Below are 19,011 nucleotides of genomic sequence, written 5' to 3'. Positions count from 1 at the left end.
GGGAAAGCGGTGCGCATTGTCGATCGCGGTGGGCAGGGGACCTCTCTTCGCTCGTTTTCACGGTGAACAGGCCCCGCGAAGAAGAAATGTCTCCGCCGACTTGTGTCATAGGGAATGACCGATGGAAATCGTCCCGGGCACCCTTCTCACATCCGCAGCAGGGCCGTTTCGGGTGATTCGACGAGGTCCCGCAGCGCGGTGAGGAAAGCGGCGGCCTCCGCGCCGTCGCACACCCGGTGGTCGAACGCGCAGGTGAGCTTGGCGGTGGGCCGTACGACGAGCGTGTCTCTGCCCAATACGTGCGGGCGGGGCCGGATCGAGCCGACGCCGAGGATCGCCGCCTCGGGGTGGTTGATGACCGGCACCCCCTCGTCGAGCCCCAGCGCGCCGAAGTTGGAGACGGTGAAGGTGGACCCGGTCAGCTCGCCGGGGCCGAGGGTGCCCGCGCGGGCCCCGGCCGCCAGCCGCGCCGTCTCCGCGGCCAGCCGCGCGGTGGTCAGCTCCTGGGCGTCCCGGACCACCGGCACGACCAGGCCGCGCGGGGTCGCCGTGCCGATGCCCAGGTGCACCGCGTCGTAGGTGCGCACCGCCGGGCCGTCCTCGGTGAAGGTGGCGTTGAGCCGCGGATGATCGCGCAGCGTCAGGGTCAGCAGCCGCAGCAGGAGTGCGAAGGGCGTGACCCCGTCCGCGCGGGAGTCCTCCCGCAGGCGGTCGCGCAGGGCCAGCAGGCGGGAGAAGTCGGCGGTGACGGAGCAGTGCGCGTCCGGGATCTCCCGGCGGGAGAGGGTCATGCGCGCGGCCGTCCGCGCCCGTATGCCGCGGACCGGAAGGGTGCGGACCCCCGGTGCGGTTCCGGGCGGGTCCTCGGGCCGGGTGGTGCGGACCTCCGGTGCGGTTCCGGGCGGGTCCTCGGGCCGGGTGACGGGAGAGTCCGCGGCCGCGTGGACGTCCGCCCGTGTGAGGGTTCCCTCGGGGCCCGAGCCGCGGCCGAGCGCGGCCAGGTCCACGCCGAGCGCGCGGGCGAGCCGGCGCACGGGCGGCTTGGCGCGGGGGCGTCCGGTGTCCGTGGGGACGGTCTGCGCGCGCCGGGGCGCGGGGCGCCGCCGGACGGTGCGCCGTCCGCCGTCCGTGCCCCGGTGCGCGCCGTATCCGACGAGGACCGGCCCCGTTCCGGCACCGCCGGTGCCGTCCTCGCCGCCGTCCTCGCCGCCGGTGCCGGCCTCGCCGCCGTCCTCGCCGCCGGTGCCGGCGGCGGCCGGTGCGGTGTCGATGAGGGTCAGGCGCGTGCCCACCGGCAGGGTCTCCCCGGGTTCGCCGTGTCGTTCCAGGACGGTTCCGGCGAACGGGGAGGGGATCTCCACCTCGGCCTTGGCCGTTTCGAGCACGCACAGCGGCTGGTTGACCGCGACCGGGTCGCCCGGTGCCACCGACCACTCGACGACGGTCGCCTCGACCAGCCCCTCCCCCAGGTCGGGCACGAGGAACTCCCGGACCGTGTCGTCGGTGCCGGCGCGGTTGTCGGTGCCGGCGTCAGTCATGGGCGTACCCGAAGGACCGGTCGATGCTGTCGAGCAGCCTGTCCACCCCTGGCAGCCATGCCTTCTCCCATCGTGCGGGCGGATACGGTGTGTCGAAACCCGTAGCCCGCAGTACGGGGGCCTCCAGGTCCCAGAACAGTTCCTCCTGCACCCGGGCCGCGATCTCCGCGCCCAGCCCCAGGGTGCGCGGGCCCTCGTGCAGCACGACGCAGCGTCCGGTGCGGGCCACCGACGCGGCGATGGCGGGGAAGTCGAGGGGTGCCAGCGACCGCAGGTCCAGCACCTCCAGCTCCCAGCCGTGCTCGCGACGGGCGGTCTGAGCGGCTTCGAGGGCGGTGCCGACGGTGCCGCCGTAGGCGACGACCGTGACGTCGGTCCCGGTGCGGCGGACCACCGCCCGTGCCAGGTCCGCCGGCGGGGCCTCGGCGGCCGGGTCACCGCTCTCCCAGTAGCGCCGCTTGGGCTCCAGGAAGAGCACCGGGTCGTCGCAGTCGATGGCCTGGCGCAGCAGGACGCCGGCGTCGGCCGCCGTGCCCGGCGTCACCACGCGCAGCCCGGCGGTGTGCGCCCAGAAGGTCTCGGTGGACTCCGAGTGGTGCTCGACCGCGCCGATGCCGCCGAAGGACGGGACGCGCAGCGTCACCGGCACCGCGAGCTGCCCGCGGGTGCGGTTGCGGTACTTGGCCAGGTGACTGACGATCTGGTCCAGGGCCGGGTAGGTGAATCCGTCGAACTGGATCTCGGGCACCGGGCGCAGTCCGCGCATCGCCATGCCCAGCGCCACTCCGACGATCGCCGACTCGGCCAGGGGCGTGTCGAAGCAGCGCTGCGGGCCGAACCGCTCGGCGAGGCCCTCCGTCACCCGGAAGACTCCGCCGTTGCGCGCCACGTCCTGGCCGAAGACGACGACGCGCTCGTCCTCGGCCATGGTCTCGCGCAGCGCCGTGTTGATGGCCTCCACCATGGTCGCCGCCACTGCTCACTCCTCCCGGGCCAGCTCGGCGCGGAGCCGGCGGGACTGCTCCAGCAGATCCCGCGTCGGTTCCGCGAGCACGTGCGCGAACAGTTCCTCCGGCGGAACGTCCGGTGCGTCGAACACGGCGTCCCGCAGCCCGGTGCACATCCGCGCGGCCCGGGCCTGCGCGCGCTCCTCGTCCCGCTGGTGCCAGATGCCCAGGTGGGTGAGGTAGCGGCGGTAGCGTGGCAGGGGGTCGAGCCGTTCCCAGCGGTCCACCTCCTCCTGCGGGCGGTACCGGGTCGGGTCGTCGGAGGTGGTGTGCGGGGCGAGCCGGTAGGTGACCGCCTCGACGAGGGTCGGACCGCCGCCCTCCCTGGCCCGGCGGACGGCCTGTTCGGTCACCGCCCGGCAGGCGAGTACGTCGTTGCCGTCGACCCGCACCCCCGGCATGCCGTAGCCCACGGCCTTGTGCGCGAGGGAGGGGGCCCGGGTCTGCTGGGACAGGGGCACGGAGATCGCCCACTGGTTGTTCTGGATGTAGAACACGCACGGCGCGGAGGCGACCGCGGCGAAGTTGAGCGCCTCGTGCACGTCTCCCTCGCTCGTCGCGCCGTCGCCGATGAACGCGACGGTCACCGAGTCCTCGCCGAGCCGGGTCGCCGCCATGGCGGCGCCGACCGCGTGCAGGGCGTGCGTGCCGATGGGGATGGACATCGGTGCGCAGGCGTGCTCGGGAAAGCCCCAGCCGCCGTGCCAGGTGCCGCGCCAGGCCGAGCCGACCGCGGCGGCCGGCACCCCGCGCACCAGGAACACGCCGAGTTCCCGGTACTGCGGGAAGAGCCAGTCGTCGGGGCGCAGGGCGGCGGCGCAGCCGATCTGGGCCGCCTCCTGGCCCCGGCACGAGGGGTACAGGGCCAGCTGCCCCTGCCGCTGGAGGTTGACGAACTCCTCGTCCACGGCCCGGGTGACGACCATCCACTCGTACAGGCCGGTCAGTTCCTCCGGTGACAGCGCCGCGTCGAACGGCGGGTCGTGCACCGGCAGGCCCTCGGGGGTGAGGAGCGCGACCGGTTCCGGATCGAAGGTGCTGGGTGCTGCCTGCATGAAGGCCCTCCTTGGGCGCTCGGTGCGCTCCCCGCGCGGCACAGGTTCCGGTTCTCCGGGCGGTCGCCGGTGAGGAGGCCGACGAGGTTCCTCATCTCCGCCCGGGTGTAGGCGTCCTCGTCCTCGCTGTGGCGGAACTCGTGGAAGCAGTTCCGCCGGCGCGCCGGCCGCGTGGGTGCGTGCCACGGGCCGGCGGCCGGGGGCGTGGTCATCCCAGCGGGGGCCAGGTGAGGACCGCCTCGTTCTGGCTGGTGAACTTGGACAGGGGCGCGAACCGGAAGTAGAGGTCGCGCATCGGGGCGGCCACCGGGCCCTCCAGCTGCTCGGTGAGGCTGAGCGCGCGGGCCGCGGCGACCAGTGCCTCGGTCCGCGGCCGGCGTTCGTCCTCGTAGCCGCGCAGGGCCGCGGACAGGTCCGGGGCGTCCTTGAGGTGCCGCGCGAGGACGACGGCGTCCTCGATGGCGAGCGCCGCGCCCTGGCCGAGGCTCACCAGCATCGGGTGCGCCGCGTCCCCGAGCAGGGTCATGCGTCCGCTGCCCCAGCGCGACAGGAACGGACGGTCCTGGGCGGTGATGCTGACGATCGTCTCCTCCGGGGTGATCCGGATCGCCTCCCGCACCTCGTCGGCCCAGCCGGCGAAGAGGCGGGTGACCCCGGCCTTGCCGGGCCGCCGGCTCGGGGAGATCCCGGCGGGCACGTTCTTCGTCGCCCACCAGTAGGCGCGGCCGTGGCCGATGTCGGCGAGACCGAACCGCTGGCCCCGCCCCCAGTAGTGCGCGGCGTAGCCCTTGGTCATCCGGGGATGGCTGAAGGGCACCGTCGCCAGCCAGCACACATAGCCGCCGGGCCGCGGCTCGTCGGCGGTCGCCACCTGTCGGCGGAGGGCGGAGTTGAAGCCGTCCGCGCCGATCAGGAGGTCGCCCGTGGCCTTCCGGCCGTCCTCGAAGGTCACCTCGACCCCGTCGTCACCGGTGACGAACCCGGTGGCCGTGGCGCCGAGTTCGATGGCCAGGCCGGGTCCGGCCGCGTCCAGCAGTGTCTGCTGGAGGTCGGCCCGGTGGACGGCGTAGTTCGGTGCGCCCAGCTTGTCCGCGAGTCCGCGGAACGGCAGCGCCCTGATCAGCCGGCCGCGCTTGGTGAGGAACCTCAGCTCGTCGAAGACCACGGCGCGCTTGTCCAGGCCCGGGGTGATGTCGATGCCCGCGCTGCGCAGTGCCAGGATCGCGTTGGCCATCAAGGAGACCGCCGTGGTCCCGGGCCGCAGCTCGGGGGCCCGTTCGAAGATCTGGACCTCGACGCCGGCCCGGCGCAGCGTGGCCGCGGCGGCCAGCCCGCCGATCCCGGCCCCGATGACGAGGGCCTTGCGTGTGGGGTGCTGGGTCATGTCCCGCTCCTCTCGGCCTGCCGCCCGTCGGGGCGGCCGTCCACCACTTCTGCGACTCGTCGGGCGACGTCGTTCACGTGCGGTTCGTCCAGGAGGACCAGGTGGTCGCCGGGCACGTCCACCACCTGGAGCCGGCCGGTGGTCAGGGCTCCCCAGCCGTTGGTGGGGTCCTCGTGCAGGCTCTGTGCGGCTCCGTGCATCGGCCGCAGGATCTCCGGGAGTTCGGAGGTGGCGCGCAGCAGGACCACGTCCTCGTCGCCCGGTGCGGGCTGGTAGGTGAGGATCGCCCGCCAGTGCGCCTTGAACATCGTGAACAGGCGCCGCACGGTGGTGCGGGAACTGCCCGTCGGCAACACACCGGCGCGCGTGGCGTGTTCGACGATGAAGTCCAGCTTCGCCTCGTCGTCCAGCCCGTCCGGCAGCGAGACCACCGGCGCGGTCCCGTCACGTCCCGTCCACAGCAGCTCCCAGAAGAACCACTCCAGCAGCGAGTGGTCGGCGACGTCGGGCCGCTCGCCCTGCCGGACGAAGATCGGGTCGATCAGCACGGTGCCCTGGAGCGCCTCCGGGTCGGTGCGCCGCAGCTGACGGGCCATCTCGAAGGCGACGAAGCCGCCGAACGACCAGCCGCCGATGACGTACGGGCCGTCCGGGCAGGCCCGGCGCATCGCCTTCAGATAGCTTGCGGCCAGCTCGGATACGGAGTCGAGCGGTTCGGTGCCGGGGACGGTCCCGGCGGCCTGCAACGCGTAGACGGGCTGGTCGTCCGGCAGGTGGCGGGCGAGCCGTACGTAGCACAGCACATGGCCGCCGAGCGGGTGGACCAGGAACAGCGGCGGCTTGCCGCCCTGGGTGCGGATCGGCACCACGGGGTCGAACTCCGCCGCCGGGTTCCCCGACCGCAGCCATTCCGCCAGCCCGGCCACGGTCGGCGCCGCGACGAACGCGGAGAGCGGGACGGTGACGCCGTACCGCTTCTCGAGGGTCATCACCAGCCGCATCGCGGTCAGCGAGGTACCGCCGATGTCGAAGAAGTTGTCCCGCACCCCGAGCGTGGGCAGCTCCAGCAGTTCCGCCAGGATGCCCACCAGGGCCTTCTCGTGCTCGTCGGCCGGCGGGGTGGCGTCCGTCGCGGGCGCGGCGAGCGGCATCCGGCGCAGCAGCGCGTCGTCGCGCTTGCCGCTGGGCGTCAGGGGCAGGCGCGGCAGCCACTCCAGGTGCGAGGGCACCATGTAGTCCGGCAGCGCCGTGCGCAGGCGGGTGCGCACCTCGTCCAGGTCCACCGCGTCCGGGTCGCCGACGAGGAACGCGGCGAGGAACGCGTCGGCGCCCTCCCGGCGCCGGGCCACCACCGCGGCCTCCCGGATACCGGGCTGCTCCTCGGCGATTTTGGCGATCGCGAGCTCCACCTCGGCCAGTTCGACCCGGAAGCCGCGCACCTTCACCTGGGAGTCGGCGCGGCCCAGCCACACGAGGTTCCCGTCCGGCATGACCCGGGCCAGGTCTCCGGTGCGGTAGAGGCGGGCGCCCGGCACGCCGGAAGGGTGCGGGACGAAGCGCTGCTCGGTCAGGTCGGGCCGGTTGCGGTAGCCGTGGGCCAGGCACACCCCGCCGATGTAGATCTCCCCCTTCGCGCCGGGCGGCACCGGCCGCATCAGCCCGTCGAGCAGGTGGATCTCGATGCCGTCGACCGGGACGCCGATGGGCGGCAGGTCGGGGAAGCCGGCCGGGTCGCCGGTCATCGTGTGATGGGTCAGCAGATGCGTCTCGGTGGGCCCGTACTGGTTCTCCAGCACGGTGCCCGGCAGCGCGGCGCAGAACCGCCGGATCTCCTCGGTGATCCGCAGCTGCTCACCGGAGGAGATCACCACCCGCAGCGCGCGGGGCCGGATGCCCAGCGCCTGGGAGGTCTCCGCGAGCTGCTGGAGCGCGACGCACGGCATGAAGGCCCGCTCCACCTCCTCGCGGTCCAGCAGGCGCAGCAGCGCCGGCATGTCGCGCCGCTCCTCCTCGGAGATCAGCTGGAGGGTGCCGCCGCCGCACAGGGTGGAGTAGATCTCCTGGAACGCCACGTCGAAGCTGAGCGGCGCGAACTGGAGGGTCTTGCCGCCCGCGGCGCCGCTGGCGGAGGGGATCTGCCACTCCATGTAGTTGGCGAGCACCCGGTGCGGGAGTTCGACGCCCTTGGGCTCGCCGCTGGAGCCGGAGGTGAACAGCAGGTAGGCGACGGTCTCGCCGGTGATCTCCGGCAGTGGCGGGCCGTCGGGTGCGGGCTCGGCGGCGAGCAGGTCGTCCACGGACAGGAGCCGGTCGGAGTCCGCGAACAGGTGCGCGTGCGTGTCGTGGGTGATGATCCGCAGCGGGTCGGCCTGGGCGACCATCGCCGCGAGCCTGGCCGGCGGGTAGCTGACGTCGAGCGGGACGCAGGTGGCGGCGGCCTTCCCGACTCCGAGCACGGTGGCCAGCGTCTCGGGCGAGCGGTCCATGGCGATGCCGATGGTCGATCCGGGCCGGGCACCGGCCGCGATCAGGCCGCGGGCGATCCGGTGCGCGGCCTCGTCGAGCTGGGCGTACGTCCACTGGCGCGGGCCGCAGGAGACGGCCACCGCGTCCGGGGTGCGGGCGACGTGCTCGTCGATCCGCCGGATGACGTCGGGCAGCGCGTCCCCGGCCGCGCCGGGGGCGGAGCCGGTCCGCAGTGCCGCCTCGTCCCGTGGGTCGCACAGGAAGGCGAAGTCCACGTCCGCGTCGGGGTGGTCGGTGATCTGCCGGAGCACGGCGAGGTACGTCCGGCCGATGCTCTCCACCTGCGCCCGGGAGAAGGTGCGTCCGTCGCCGTCCATGCGCAGCCACAGGCGTTCGTCGACCGGGTCGACCACCGCGTTGACCAGCAGCTTGAAGTTGGTCTCCTCCCAGGTCCGGAAGTCGGTCAGCTCCAGGCCGGTGTCCTTCAGAAGGGAGTTGAGCACGCGCAGGTGGACGTAGTTGAAAGCGGTCTCGAAGATGACGTCCCCGCCGCGGTCCTCCTGGATCGCGCTGAGCGGGTAGTGCCGGTGCGGGTGGCTGTCCCGCTCCTGCCGGTAGACCTCGCGCGCCGCGTCCAGCCAGGTGCGCGGCCGGGTGTCCAGGCGCAGCGGCAGCGTTTCGAGGAAGAGTCCGGTGATCCGTTCGGCGCCGGCCTGTTCCGGCCGGCCGCCGGTGACCAGGCCGGTGGTGATGTCCCGCGTGTCGGAGAGCAGCCGCAGGGTGAGGCAGTGCGCCGCGAGCAGCAGGGCCTTCACCGGCAGGCCGTGGGCGCGCGCCAGGTGGCGCACCCGGGTGCCGAGGCCGTCCGGCAGCTCCACGTGGTGGACGATGAGTTCCTGGTCGCCCGCGGGCTCGTACGGCCGGAATCCGTCGATCTGGACCAGTTCGGCGCCGGTGAGGAGCCGTTGCCAGTAGCGCCGGGAATCCTCGGAGGCGAGGGCCCGCCGTTCCTCGCGCACGTAGAGGGCGGGGGACGGCAGATGGCCGGTCGGGACGGCGGCGACGGGCCGCCCGGCGTGGTGCAGGTAGTCCTGGAGCAGTTCGCTCACCAGGGTGGCCACGCTCCAGCCGTCCAGGATCGCGTGGTGGAAGCTCAAGACCAGTTCCACGGAGTCGCGCAGGACGTGCACGCGGAACAGGTACAGCGGCGGGCGGTCCAGCCGGTACGCGTGGTACCGCCGTTCCTCGACGTGCCGGGCGACCTCGGCCTCGGCCTCCTGGTCGCCGAGGCGGCGCAGGTCCGCGATCTCCAGTCCGCCGTGGGCCTCGCGGTGGACGAGTTGCAGGGGTTCGGAGTAGCCGCCCAGGTCGAACGCGGAGCGCAGGACCGGGTGGCGGCCGACCAGGCCGTCGAAGGCGCGGCGCAGCGCCTCCTCGTCCCAGACCGTCTTCAGGGAGTAGCGGAAGACGTCGTGGTACACGGCCGACCGCTCGCGTTCCCGGCTGTGGTAGAGCAGGCCGAGGTGCAGCCGGGTCGCCGGGTAGGCGTCCGCCAGGCCGGCCAGCCGCGCGCGGTCGACCCCGGACACGAGCGCGAACGGTTCCAGCGGGGCGTCCTGTCCGTCCGGCGAGGTGGTGGTCGCGGTCGCGGCGAGCGCCGCCACGGTGGGATTGCGGACCATGTCGGCCAGGGTGAAGTGGACGCCCGCGCGCCGTGCCTCGGCCTGGATGCGGAGCATCATGATCGAGTCGCCGCCCAGGGAGTAGTAGTCCTGGTCGACGCCGATCACGTCGGTCTCGAGGACGGCCGACCAAGCGGCGGCGATCTTCGCCTCGATCTCGTTGGCCGGTGCCGTGGTCCGGGTGTCCGCCTCCACGGCGGGCGCGGGCAGCCGCCGCCGGTCGGCCTTGCCGTTCGCGGTGAGCGGGATCCGGTCGAGCCTGACGAAGAACGCCGGGATCATGAATTCCGGAAGTACGTCCAGAAGTTGGGCCCGCAGGTCGGTGAGCGGCACCTCGTCGTCCGCGACGTAGTAGCCCACCAGGTGGACACCGCGCGACGGTGAGGTCCGGTCTACGACGAGGGCGTCCCGGATGCCCCGGAGGGCGGCCAGCCGGTTGCGCACCTCGCCCAGTTCCACCCGGTTGCCCCGGATCTTCACCTGGTCGTCCAGCCGGCCCAGGTAGGCGAGGGTGCCGTCCGCGAGCCAGCGCGCCCGGTCACCGGTGCGGTACATCCGCCCGCCGGGGGTGAACGGGTCGGGCACGAACGCCGCCGCGTCCAGTTCGGGCCGGTCCAGGTAGCCGCGCGCCACGCCCACGCCCGCGATGCACAGCTCACCGGGCACCCCGGTGGGCTGGAGGTCGCCGTGGGCACCGACGACGTAGAGCCGTATGTTGTCGATCGGCCGTCCGATCGGTACGCGCCGTATCTCCTCGGCCGCGTCGCCCGGGCAGTCGTAGTACGTGACGTCGACCGTGGCCTCGGTCGGGCCGTAGAGGTTGACCAGCCGTGGCGCGTCGGCGCCGGCCGCGGCGAAGACCCGGTTGAACCTGTTCACGTGGGCGGGCGTCAGCGCCTCGCCGCTGCAGAACACCAGGCGCAGGGACGCGAGGTCGTGCAGCAGCGCCGGGGTCTCCTCCAGCAGGTCGAGGAAGGGGCCGAGCATCGAGGGCACGAAGTGGGCCACGCTCACACGGTGGGTCTTCACCGTCTGGAGGATGGCTCCGGGATCCCGCTCGCCGCGGGGCGGGAGCAGCGCGAGTCCGGCGCCGGTGATCGCCCACCAGAACAGCTCCCACACCGAGACGTCGAAGGTCACCGGTGTCTTCTGCAGCAGGACGTCCCCGGCGCCGATCGGATAGCCGCGCTGCATCCACTCCAGCCGGTTCACCACGGAACGGTGCTCGACCTGCACGCCCTTGGGCCGCCCGGTGGAGCCGGAGGTGTAGATGACGTAGGCGAGGTCACCCGGGCCGCCGGCGGGTGCGGGCGGTGCGGGCGCGGCCTGCGGGGTGCTGTCCAGGCGGCGCACGGGCACCGCGTCGCCCACCAGGGAAGCGGGCACGGTGCTGCCGAGCAGGACGGCCTTGGCCCCGCTGTCGGCCAGCAGGAACCCGACCCGTTCCGCGGGGTGGCCCGGGTCGACCGGTACGTACGCGCCGCCCGCCTTGAGCACCCCGAGGACGGCCGCGATCAGGTGCGGGCCGCGCTCGGCCACGACGGCCACCCGGTCGCCGGCGCCCACCCCGTCATCGCGCAACCGGTGCGCGATGTGGTTCGCCCACGCGTCCAGTTGCGCGAAGGTCAGCGAGGCGGCGGGGTCGTCCGCGACGACGGCCGGCCGGTCGGGCGTCTCGGCCGCCTGCCGCTCGAACAGCGCGTGCAGCGTGGTGTCGTCGGAGAAGCCGGTCACCGGGCCGCTGCCCGTCGCGATCAGGGCGGCGCGCTCGGCGTCGCCGATCATGGGGATCTCCGCCAGCGGGCGGTCCGGCCGGGCCAGGGTGCCCTTGAGGATCGCCTCGATGTGGGTGGCCACCGACTCGATGGGGAAGTCGGCGTCGAAGACGTCGAGGGCGTAGTCCATGTCGACCAGGACGTCGCTGACGTCGTCCAGTTCGTTGACGACGACCGCGAGGACGTCGTCGTCGTGGGCGCGGGCCTGCACGACGGTCTCGTACGTCACGCCCTGCACGTCGAGCGGGCTGGGCCAGCGCAGATAGGCGATGGTGGTGTCGAACAGCCGCTTGGGGCCGCTGTCCTGGAGCGGTACCGAGCGCAGCAGGTCGCCCAGGGAGAAGCGCTCGTGGGACTTGAGGGTCCGGGTCGCGCTCTGCACCCCGGCGACCAGGTCGCTCATCGTGCGCTGTCCGCCGGGAGCCACGCGCAGCGGCAGGGTGTTGGCGAAGTGGCCGACGGTCTGCTTCTGCCCGGCGGTGGGCCGGTTCAGCAGCGGTACGCCGAGGACGACCTCGTCGCTGCCGTGGACGCGGGACAGATAGACGGCGAAGGCACTGGCGACGAACGCGAAGACCGAATGGCCGCGCTCCCGGATGGCTTCGATGACGGCGCGCTCGATGAGGAAGCTGTGGCGGGCGCTGCGCCGGGAGCCGGCCCGCGCGGACCGGCGGAAGAAGGCCGGGGCGACGTCCCGCAACTGCTCCTGGAAGTAGGCGCGGTCGTGTGCGTGGTCGTCCGACGCCTGGTAGCGGCGCTCCTCCTCGACGAAGTCCAGGTACGACGGCACGGGCCGGTCGTCGAACCGCCCGGTCCGCCGCACCTGGTCGTACTCGGCGCGGACCTGGGACATGAACAGGTTCAGGCCCCAGGCGTCGGCGACGATGTGATGCACCTTGACGTAGGCGTGGACGACGTCCTCGCGCTCCTTGAGGACCGCGATCCTGAACAGCCGGCGGCGCTCCACCTCGAACGGGACGTCGAACTCGTCCCTGATCCAAGCCTCGCAGGCCGCGCGGGGCTCCTCGGCTCCGGAGAGGTCGATGGTCGGGATGTCGTACGTCTCGTCCTCGGCCCACTGGCGCGGGGTGCCGTCCTCCGGGTCGATCCGGAGCCGGAACGCGTCGTTGCGGTCGGCCGCACGGCGCAGGCACTCCTTGAGCAGGTCGACGTCGACCTCACCGGTGAACCGGTCGGTGATGAAGCAGTTGAACTGCGGGAGATCCGGGAACAGCGAGTTCGCCGCCCAGATGTCCTGTTGATAGGCCGTGAGAGAGCTGCGCCCCCGGAGATTCACGATCGCTCCATTTTTCTCGGCTTTTCTCGGCTGTTGCCTTCGGTGTCCGAGCTGTACGACTGCCTCAGCCGGCCTGCTCCGCAGCGATGGTGCTGCCGTGGTACCAGGGGTTTCCGGCGGCCTCGGAGATCAGGTTGCGCGACTTCGTCTCCCGCGCCTTTCCGAGATCAAGAGTCATGTACTGGACGAATTCCAGCGCGGTGAAATACTGGCGCATGAACGTCGGCTGGTCGAGTTCGATCTCCGTGACGGTGACGTTGGCGTTCTGCGGGATCGGCGCGGTCAGCAGCGCCACCAGGTTCTTGCGCTTGGCGCGGGTGTAGTCGTCCTCGTCCGGGTCGGTGAAGAGCAGAATGCTGTGCCGGCGCTCGGGGTCGGTGAGCGTGGCCACCTCGCTGTGGCAGAACTCGTGGAAGTAGTTCCGGGTGGCCGGCACCATGGCGATCTCGTTGAAGTGCATCTTGGCCAGCTTCAGCAGGCTCTCGTGCCACTTGGGCGACCCGAGCATGATGATGTTGGCGTTCTCGCTGCGCGCGGCGGCGTCGGCGGCCAGCTCGCGCAGGGCGGGTGTGAAGTCGGTTTCCAGGGTCTTCGCCAGGGCCCGGACCTCGGGACCGTGGTCGGTGTCGAGAAGCCCCAGCTTCAGGAACATGTCGACCAGGATCGAGAAGTACTGGCCGACGTGGAACAGCGGGTACTCGCGGTCCGGCTTGCTCAGGGTCCAGCGCGCGATGGACACCCCGTGCTCCTCGCCCAGTTCGCCGAGTCGGCCCCCGGAGGTGAGCAGCAGGACCCGGTCGTGCATCGGGCGCAGTGCGTGGAAGGCGCGGATCGGCTCGTTGGAGTGACCGCTGTAGGAGCTGAGGATGATGAGCGTGCGGTCGTCCTCGATCACCGAGCGCGGGATCAGGTACTCGAAGTCGTAGTCGTTGAAGACATGCACTTCGAGGCCGCTGCGGATCGAGGTGAAGAAGACCTTGATCACGTCCGACACGATGGCCGAGCAGCCCATGCCGCTGAACACGATGCGGTTGAACCGGCCGTTGCGCAGTTGTTTCGCCAGGTCCTCCGATATACCGGAGATGTCGTACTCGTTGTACTTCGTGAAACCGGAGCGGTACTCCTGCTCCAGGAACTCCTGGTAGCGCTCAAGGCGTGATCGCATGACTGTGCCTCTCTTCCTCGGTTGCCGGTGCTGTCAGATGGTGCTGATGCGCGGTCTCCAGGGAACGGCCGGGGGTCTTCACCACATGAACTGGCCGCCGTCCACGATCAGTTTCTGGCCGGTGACATAGGCGGCGCCCTCGCCCACCAGGAATTCCAGGGCGTCCGCCATCTCGTCGGTGGTGCCTATCCTGCGCTGCGGAATCTCGTCCAGCAGCGCGCTCAGGTATTCCGGTTCGGCCACGCGGTAGCGGGTCCGCATCTCCTCCGTGTCGATCATTCCCGGGATGAGGCAGTTCACCCGGATGTCCGGCGCGAGTTCCATGGCCAGGCATTTGGTCAGATGGAGCAGACCCGCTTTGCTCGAACAGTAATTGGCGCCGTTCAGCCGGGGACGGATCGCCGTGGTGGCGCCGATGTTGACGATGGAACCGCCGCCGCTCTCCCGCATGGGCGGAGCGAACGCCCGGGTCATATAGAACGGCCCCGAGAGATTCGTGTCCAGTACCCGGCGCCAGTCCGAGTCGGAGATGTCGAGCACCGGCCGGTCGATGTTCAGGCCGGCGTTGTTGACCAGCACCCGCGGAACTCCGTGTTCGGCCCGCACGAGTTCGGCCAGCCGTGCCACCTCGTCGGGGTCGGACACATCCGACCGGACGACGGACAGGCCCTTCTCCATCTCCCTGACGGCTTGGTTCGCGGACTCCTGGTCACTGTGGAACGTCGCCACCACCCGGTATCCCAGCCGGACGAGCCGGCGGCTGAACGCGAGCCCGATCCCCTTCGTTCCGCCCGTGACGACGGCCAGCTTGTCGGGTGTTCCACTCACACTCTGTCGCATCAAACACTGCCTTCCCGTCGATATGTCCGTCTTCCAGGAAGTGAGCGCTCCGGCCCGGCGCCGCCAGGGCGCACCGTGGAACGCCGCTCGGGCCCTCCGGTGGCGCGGGTGGGGCGGTGTGGCCCCGGCACCCGGGCGTCCGCGCCGGTGGCGCGGCCCGGACCCGGCGTTCCGTGCCGTCGCGGCGCGTGGCGCGTGCTCCGCGGCATCACAGCGGCCCGGGTGCGCCTGCCGCACCCGGCCGTGAGCGGTTCGCCGGCCGTGGCGGAACGCCCCCGCCACGGTGCCCCGGCCGCCGACGACGCGGTCAGGGGCGGTGCGCTCCTCCCGCCGGTGGCTCATCCCGGTCGTGCGGTCCTCACGTGGGCATGGAGACCGATGGTCTGTCCGCCGCCCGGCCCGAAGAGCACCGCTCTGTCCGGCCGGCCGGCGTGACCTGCCCTGGTGCGGGCAGCGGCGGCTCAGCCGGCCAGGGGCTTGCGGGCGCGGAGGATGACGTCGAACCGCCCGGGGTACTGACGGTCCAGGGGCTCGAAGCCCGCTTCGGCGTACCACTGCTCGAATTCGCGGGGCGTGTAGATGCGGCCCTCGGGCGACGCGACCGTCTGGACGTACGCCGACATGAACGCGGCGTGCGCGGGACCGGTCTCCTCGTCGTTCTGGGCGCAGGCCACGATCACCAGATGGCCGCCCGGCTCCAGCGCCCGGTAGCTCTTGGCGAAGAGGTCGCGGACCTGCTCCGGGGACCAGATCTCGAGGAACCGGGAGAACACGACGCAGTCGTGGGACGTGTCCGGCGTCGGGAACGCGTCGTTCATGACGTCGGTGCCGATCGCGCGGACCCGGTCGGACAGGCCGGCCTCGGCTATCCGGTCGTTCGCCATCGCGGCCACGTTCGGCAGTTCCAGGATGGTCGCCTGGAGCTGCGGCCACCGCTCGGCGAAGCCGATGGCGTTGGTCCCGGTCCCGCCGCCGACGTCCAGGACGTGGTGGTACGACGAGAAGTCCACGGAGTCGACGAAGTCCTCGACCACCGAGCGGCTCTGGTGCTCCATCATGGCGGTGAACACCTGCTCGAGGTTCTTGTCCTCGGCGAGGAGTTCGTAGAGCGTCGTCGCCGACGATCCGGCGAGCAGCTCACGGTGCAGACCCTGGTTCTCGTTGTCCACCAGCGATTCGTAGAGCCAGCTCATCGGCCGGTACAGCATCTCGTGGGTGTAGCGGACGATGACGGGCATGAAGCCGTCCGGGTCGCCCGCCAGGAGATCGGTCGCGGCGGTGTTGTGGTACCCGTCGCCTTCCTTGCGTACGAGTCCGAACGCGCTGCATCCCAACAGCAGTACGTGTCCGGGGCGTTCTTCGAGGCCCAGTTCGCGGGTGATCTCATCCAGGGTGCTGCCCGGCCGCTCCTTGAGCAGGGTGAACAGTTTCAGACGGAGTGCCGCGTGCAGGAACGGGAAGCGGAAGCTGGTGTACACCAGCTGCCACAGCTCGTCCAGGGCGGTCGCCGACGGTTCGGTCATGATGATCCCCTTCACGGTTTCGCGGGCCTCGGGTGCGCACACCGTCGGCCGAGTCGTGGTGAAGTCCAGCATCGTCCGGTTCTGCTGATCGATCGCCGTTCGGGACATTCGGGAAAGTCGGGAAAGAGGACGGGAGCGGGCGCCGCGGACCGCCGTCCGCGGCAGGCTGTCCTACCGCTCCGTTTCGGACATGGAGTACGCCTTGTGCGTCATCCGGCGGGCCGGCGGGCGGCGTTCGCCCTCACAGGGACGCGGCGCGGCCTCGGCGTCATCGGCCCCGGCGGTGTGCGGTGGCCCGTACAGCGGCGTCTTCTCCCGGGAGCCCGGTCCCCCGGCCCGGCAACGCCGGCGCCGAACGAGTGGCGCCGTCTCTCCATGGTCTGCTGCATCGCCGCCACCTCCCCCGCCCAAGAGGCAACAGCAAACCTGGAGGTCACACAAGGCCTCTCCAGCCACCACCCCGCCCCCGGGTGGCGTGAAACGTGCGGTACTCGCGTCTGCCTTCCTCCCCTTCAGGCCGCCGGGAGCGCCGAAGACGACCAGAACCCGTTCGGTTACAAGGCCGAAATCTTTCCCTCGAAGAAAACGGGGGGAGCTGGACCATTTTCCTGACCCGGACAGAACGACGGAGCGACGGCGGCCGGCAATGCGCTAAACGCGGTGGTGACAGGGGCTGCCGGCCGGACCGTGACAGCGTGCGGACCCACACCCCGCCGGATACGCCGGACACAGGGGCGACTATGGCACGAGGCATCCCATAAGGGACCGGACCGCTCTCGCACCATGGGTCCGGAACAAGCCGATCGCCCGCATGGCCGGAACCGGGCCCGGGGCCGGGAGCGGATCCGCCGACGACATCGATCACCGCGCCAACACGTTCTGACGCACCGTCAGATAAGGCAAGATCAATAAGCGCGGGGACCGGCGAGGACGGACGCTCTTACCCTGCGCGCACCCAGGATGGGCAAAGATCTGCGACATCTGACTGAAATGCATCGCTGTTCGTCCGAGACCGGATGGCGCCCGTCGGCGATTTGCGGTCAAACCCCCAACAGGCTGCGCCAGCAGGGATGTTGAGGCCCTGCCTCCGCTCTCAGCGAACGGCAGGCGGAGCCGCTCTCCGTGGCGTGTGAGCGTGTTAGCTTCGAACGAGGCTGGGGCAGGCGATTTCGATCACCGCTTGCCCAACGCAGTTCCCCGGGGCGCCTGGGGCTCGGTCAAGAACAGGGGAAAGACATGAGTGACGCGAAATTCCACCTCCCGGCATCGTCGATGGCACCGTCGGCCTACAGCCCCAGCGGCGGCGTCGCGTTCGGTGACCAGATCTTCAACCGCCTGCTCGGTGACCGCATCATTTTCCTGGGCAAGGAAGTCGACGACGAGATCGCGAACCAGATCACCGCGCAGATGCTCACGCTGGCGGCCGATTCGGAACAGGACATCTACCTTTACATCAACTCCCCCGGCGGCTCGGTGATGGCCGGTCTCGCGATCTACGACACGATGCAGTACATCCGCAACGACGTCGTCACCATCGCGATGGGATTCTGTGCGTCCATGGGCCAGTTCCTGCTCACGGCCGGCACCCCGGGCAAGCGGTTCGCGCTGCCGCACACCCGGATCCTCATGCACCAGCCGTCGGCCGGGCTCGCGGGCTCCGTCACGGACATCAAGATCCACGCCAAGCAGCTGCTGGAGACGAAGCGGGAGATGGCCGAGCTGATCGCCCATCACTCGGGGCAGACCTTCGAGCAGATCACCAAGGACTCGGACCGGGACCACTGGTTCACGCCGGCCGAGGCCAAGGCGTACGGCCTCATCGACGAGATCATGACCCATGCGTCGGGCGCACCGGGCAGCGGTGCCTACCCGAGCACGCCCGCCGGCTGACCGCGCGGTTGGAACCACAAGCCCGTTCGCATGGAGGTGTCACGCTCAGTGAAGCCGATTGATTTCTCGTCCCCAGACCGAGGCCTGCCCATGGAAGGCCGCTACGTCGTTCCGAGCTTCGTGGAGCGCACCTCACAGGGAACCAGGGAACTGGACCCGTACGGCAAGCTCTTCAGCGAGCGGGTGATATTCCTCGGACACCAGGTCGACGACGTGTCGGCCAACGACATCATGGCGCAGCTCCTCTGCCTGGAAGCCATGGACCCGGACCGGGATATCTCCCTCTACATCAACTCGCCGGGAGGCTCCTTCACGGCCCTCACGGCCATCTACGACACCATGCAGTTCGTCAAGCCGGACATCCAGACCGTCTGCCTGGGCCAGGCGAACTCCGCCGCCGCGGTGATCCTCGCCGCGGGCACGGCAGGCAAGCGGCTGGCGCTGCCGAGCGCTCGGATCCTCATCCACCAGCCGTACAGCCAGGGCAGCCAGGGTCAGGTGTCCGACCTGGAGATCCAGGCCGCGGAGGTCGAGCGGCTGCGTGTGATGATGGAGCGGGTCCTGGCGCAGCACACGAAGCAGCCGCTGGAGCGGATCTCCCAGGACGTGGAGCGGGACAAGATCTTCACCGCCCCGGAGGCCAAGGAGTACGGACTGATCGACCACGTGGTGATGCCGCGGTCGATCGCCGGGGTGTCCTGACACCCGTCCGCTTCTCTCCGGTTCCCTCGGGTTCCCTCGGGCGTTGACACACCGGGGCCGGGACAGCGTGTCCCGGCCCTGTTCCTGCCGTGCGCGGACGGCGCCGTACGGAGTCGTGCGCGGTCAGCGGTAGTCGGTGTCGGCGATCACGTGCATCGCCGCTTCCTCCGCCGACGCACCGGCTCCGTCCAGCCCGACGTCGGAGGCGAACACATCCGACTCGGTGTTCTCGCGGCTGCCTTCGTCCGGGGCGACCAGCCGTCCGGCACGCGCGTCGCCGACCTCGTCGTCGAGCAGTTCGCCGTCCCCGCCCCACAGGTCGCCTAGCCCGTCGCCCTCCGGGACCCGGAGGTCGGGCATCTCCTCCGAGAGGCGCTCGTCCAGGCTCTCCCCGCGCCGCCGTTCGGACGCCGTGACACCGGTGTGCTCCGCGCCCCACGGCCTCTCCGGCGGGGAGTAGCCCTCGTCCAGGACCTCGTCTCCGGCCCCGTAGTCCAGGGTGTCGGACGCGTCCAGCAGACCGGCGTCGTCCTGCACCTCCGCCCCGTCCGGCTGGTAGACCTCGTCACCCGTCATCTCGGCAGTCATCTGTGCTTCCTCCTCGTTCGGGCCTGGTGCGGCGGGGTCTTCCCCGGCCACCGGAGCGGCGGTGGTCCCGTCCGCCGTCATGCGTCGCTGTGCCGCGCC

The 19,011-nt window shown here is 71.2% G+C and carries 11 protein-coding genes; 2 read left to right on the top strand and 9 right to left on the bottom strand.

Annotation, left to right across the window (positions count from 1 at the left end):
• Nucleotides 1-146 precede the first annotated feature (146 nt).
• From ACH4OA_RS23890 to ACH4OA_RS23855, 8 genes are all read right to left on the bottom strand, one after another.
• Entirely contained in the window at nucleotides 147-1,538 is a 1,392-nt protein-coding gene (locus tag ACH4OA_RS23890; RefSeq protein ID WP_397970704.1) for a dihydrolipoamide acetyltransferase family protein, read from the bottom strand.
• Nucleotides 1,531-2,514 (bottom strand): alpha-ketoacid dehydrogenase subunit beta, encoded by a 984-nt coding sequence (locus ACH4OA_RS23885; RefSeq protein WP_397970702.1) that lies wholly within the window; start codon nucleotides 2,512-2,514, stop codon nucleotides 1,531-1,533. Before ACH4OA_RS23885 ends, ACH4OA_RS23890 begins: the two co-directional genes overlap by 8 nt.
• Nucleotides 2,515-2,517: 3 nt before the next feature.
• The gene (pdhA, locus tag ACH4OA_RS23880; RefSeq protein WP_397970699.1) at nucleotides 2,518-3,600 is read right to left on the bottom strand and encodes a pyruvate dehydrogenase (acetyl-transferring) E1 component subunit alpha; all 1,083 of its coding nucleotides are present in this window, start codon (nucleotides 3,598-3,600) and stop codon (nucleotides 2,518-2,520) included.
• A gap of 208 nt (nucleotides 3,601-3,808) precedes the next feature.
• Nucleotides 3,809-4,984: an FAD-dependent monooxygenase gene (locus ACH4OA_RS23875; protein WP_365878186.1), complete on the bottom strand. Its 1,176-nt coding sequence runs from the start codon at nucleotides 4,982-4,984 to the stop codon at nucleotides 3,809-3,811.
• The gene (locus ACH4OA_RS23870) at nucleotides 4,981-12,204 is read right to left on the bottom strand and encodes an amino acid adenylation domain-containing protein (protein WP_397970697.1); all 7,224 of its coding nucleotides are present in this window, start codon (nucleotides 12,202-12,204) and stop codon (nucleotides 4,981-4,983) included. Before ACH4OA_RS23870 ends, ACH4OA_RS23875 begins: the two co-directional genes overlap by 4 nt.
• A 64-nt stretch (nucleotides 12,205-12,268) precedes the next feature.
• A complete protein-coding gene (locus ACH4OA_RS23865) occupies nucleotides 12,269-13,369 on the bottom strand; it encodes an SIS domain-containing protein (RefSeq protein WP_397937330.1) in 1,101 nt (366 codons plus the stop codon).
• A 78-nt stretch (nucleotides 13,370-13,447) separates the two neighbouring features.
• On the bottom strand, nucleotides 13,448-14,197 hold the full coding sequence (locus ACH4OA_RS23860) for an SDR family NAD(P)-dependent oxidoreductase (protein WP_397937329.1): 750 nt from the start codon (nucleotides 14,195-14,197) through the stop codon (nucleotides 13,448-13,450).
• A gap of 473 nt (nucleotides 14,198-14,670) precedes the next feature.
• Entirely contained in the window at nucleotides 14,671-15,732 is a 1,062-nt protein-coding gene (locus ACH4OA_RS23855) for a methyltransferase (RefSeq protein WP_397970694.1), read from the bottom strand.
• A gap of 1,272 nt (nucleotides 15,733-17,004) precedes the next feature.
• Between ACH4OA_RS23855 and ACH4OA_RS23850 the strand changes: the two genes are divergently transcribed.
• Both ACH4OA_RS23850 and ACH4OA_RS23845 read left to right on the top strand, forming a co-directional pair.
• Nucleotides 17,005-17,622, top strand: coding sequence for an ATP-dependent Clp protease proteolytic subunit (locus tag ACH4OA_RS23850; protein WP_365941947.1), 618 nt, complete (start codon nucleotides 17,005-17,007; stop codon nucleotides 17,620-17,622).
• Nucleotides 17,623-17,652: 30 nt separating this feature from the next.
• A complete protein-coding gene (locus ACH4OA_RS23845) occupies nucleotides 17,653-18,324 on the top strand; it encodes an ATP-dependent Clp protease proteolytic subunit (RefSeq protein WP_397937326.1) in 672 nt (223 codons plus the stop codon).
• 123 nt (nucleotides 18,325-18,447) lie between these two features.
• Here the strand turns inward: ACH4OA_RS23845 and ACH4OA_RS23840 are convergent, their stop codons facing one another.
• Complete coding sequence (locus ACH4OA_RS23840) at nucleotides 18,448-18,912, bottom strand: DUF5709 domain-containing protein (protein WP_397937324.1); 465 nt, start codon at nucleotides 18,910-18,912, stop codon at nucleotides 18,448-18,450.
• Nucleotides 18,913-19,011: the final 99 nt, after the last annotated feature.

The sequence above is a fragment of the Streptomyces sp. NPDC017095 genome (assembly GCF_044332325.1).
Classification (GTDB): domain Bacteria; phylum Actinomycetota; class Actinomycetes; order Streptomycetales; family Streptomycetaceae; genus Streptomyces.
Note: the sequence above shows the minus strand (reverse complement) of the source record. Positions and strands in the feature narration are given on the sequence as shown.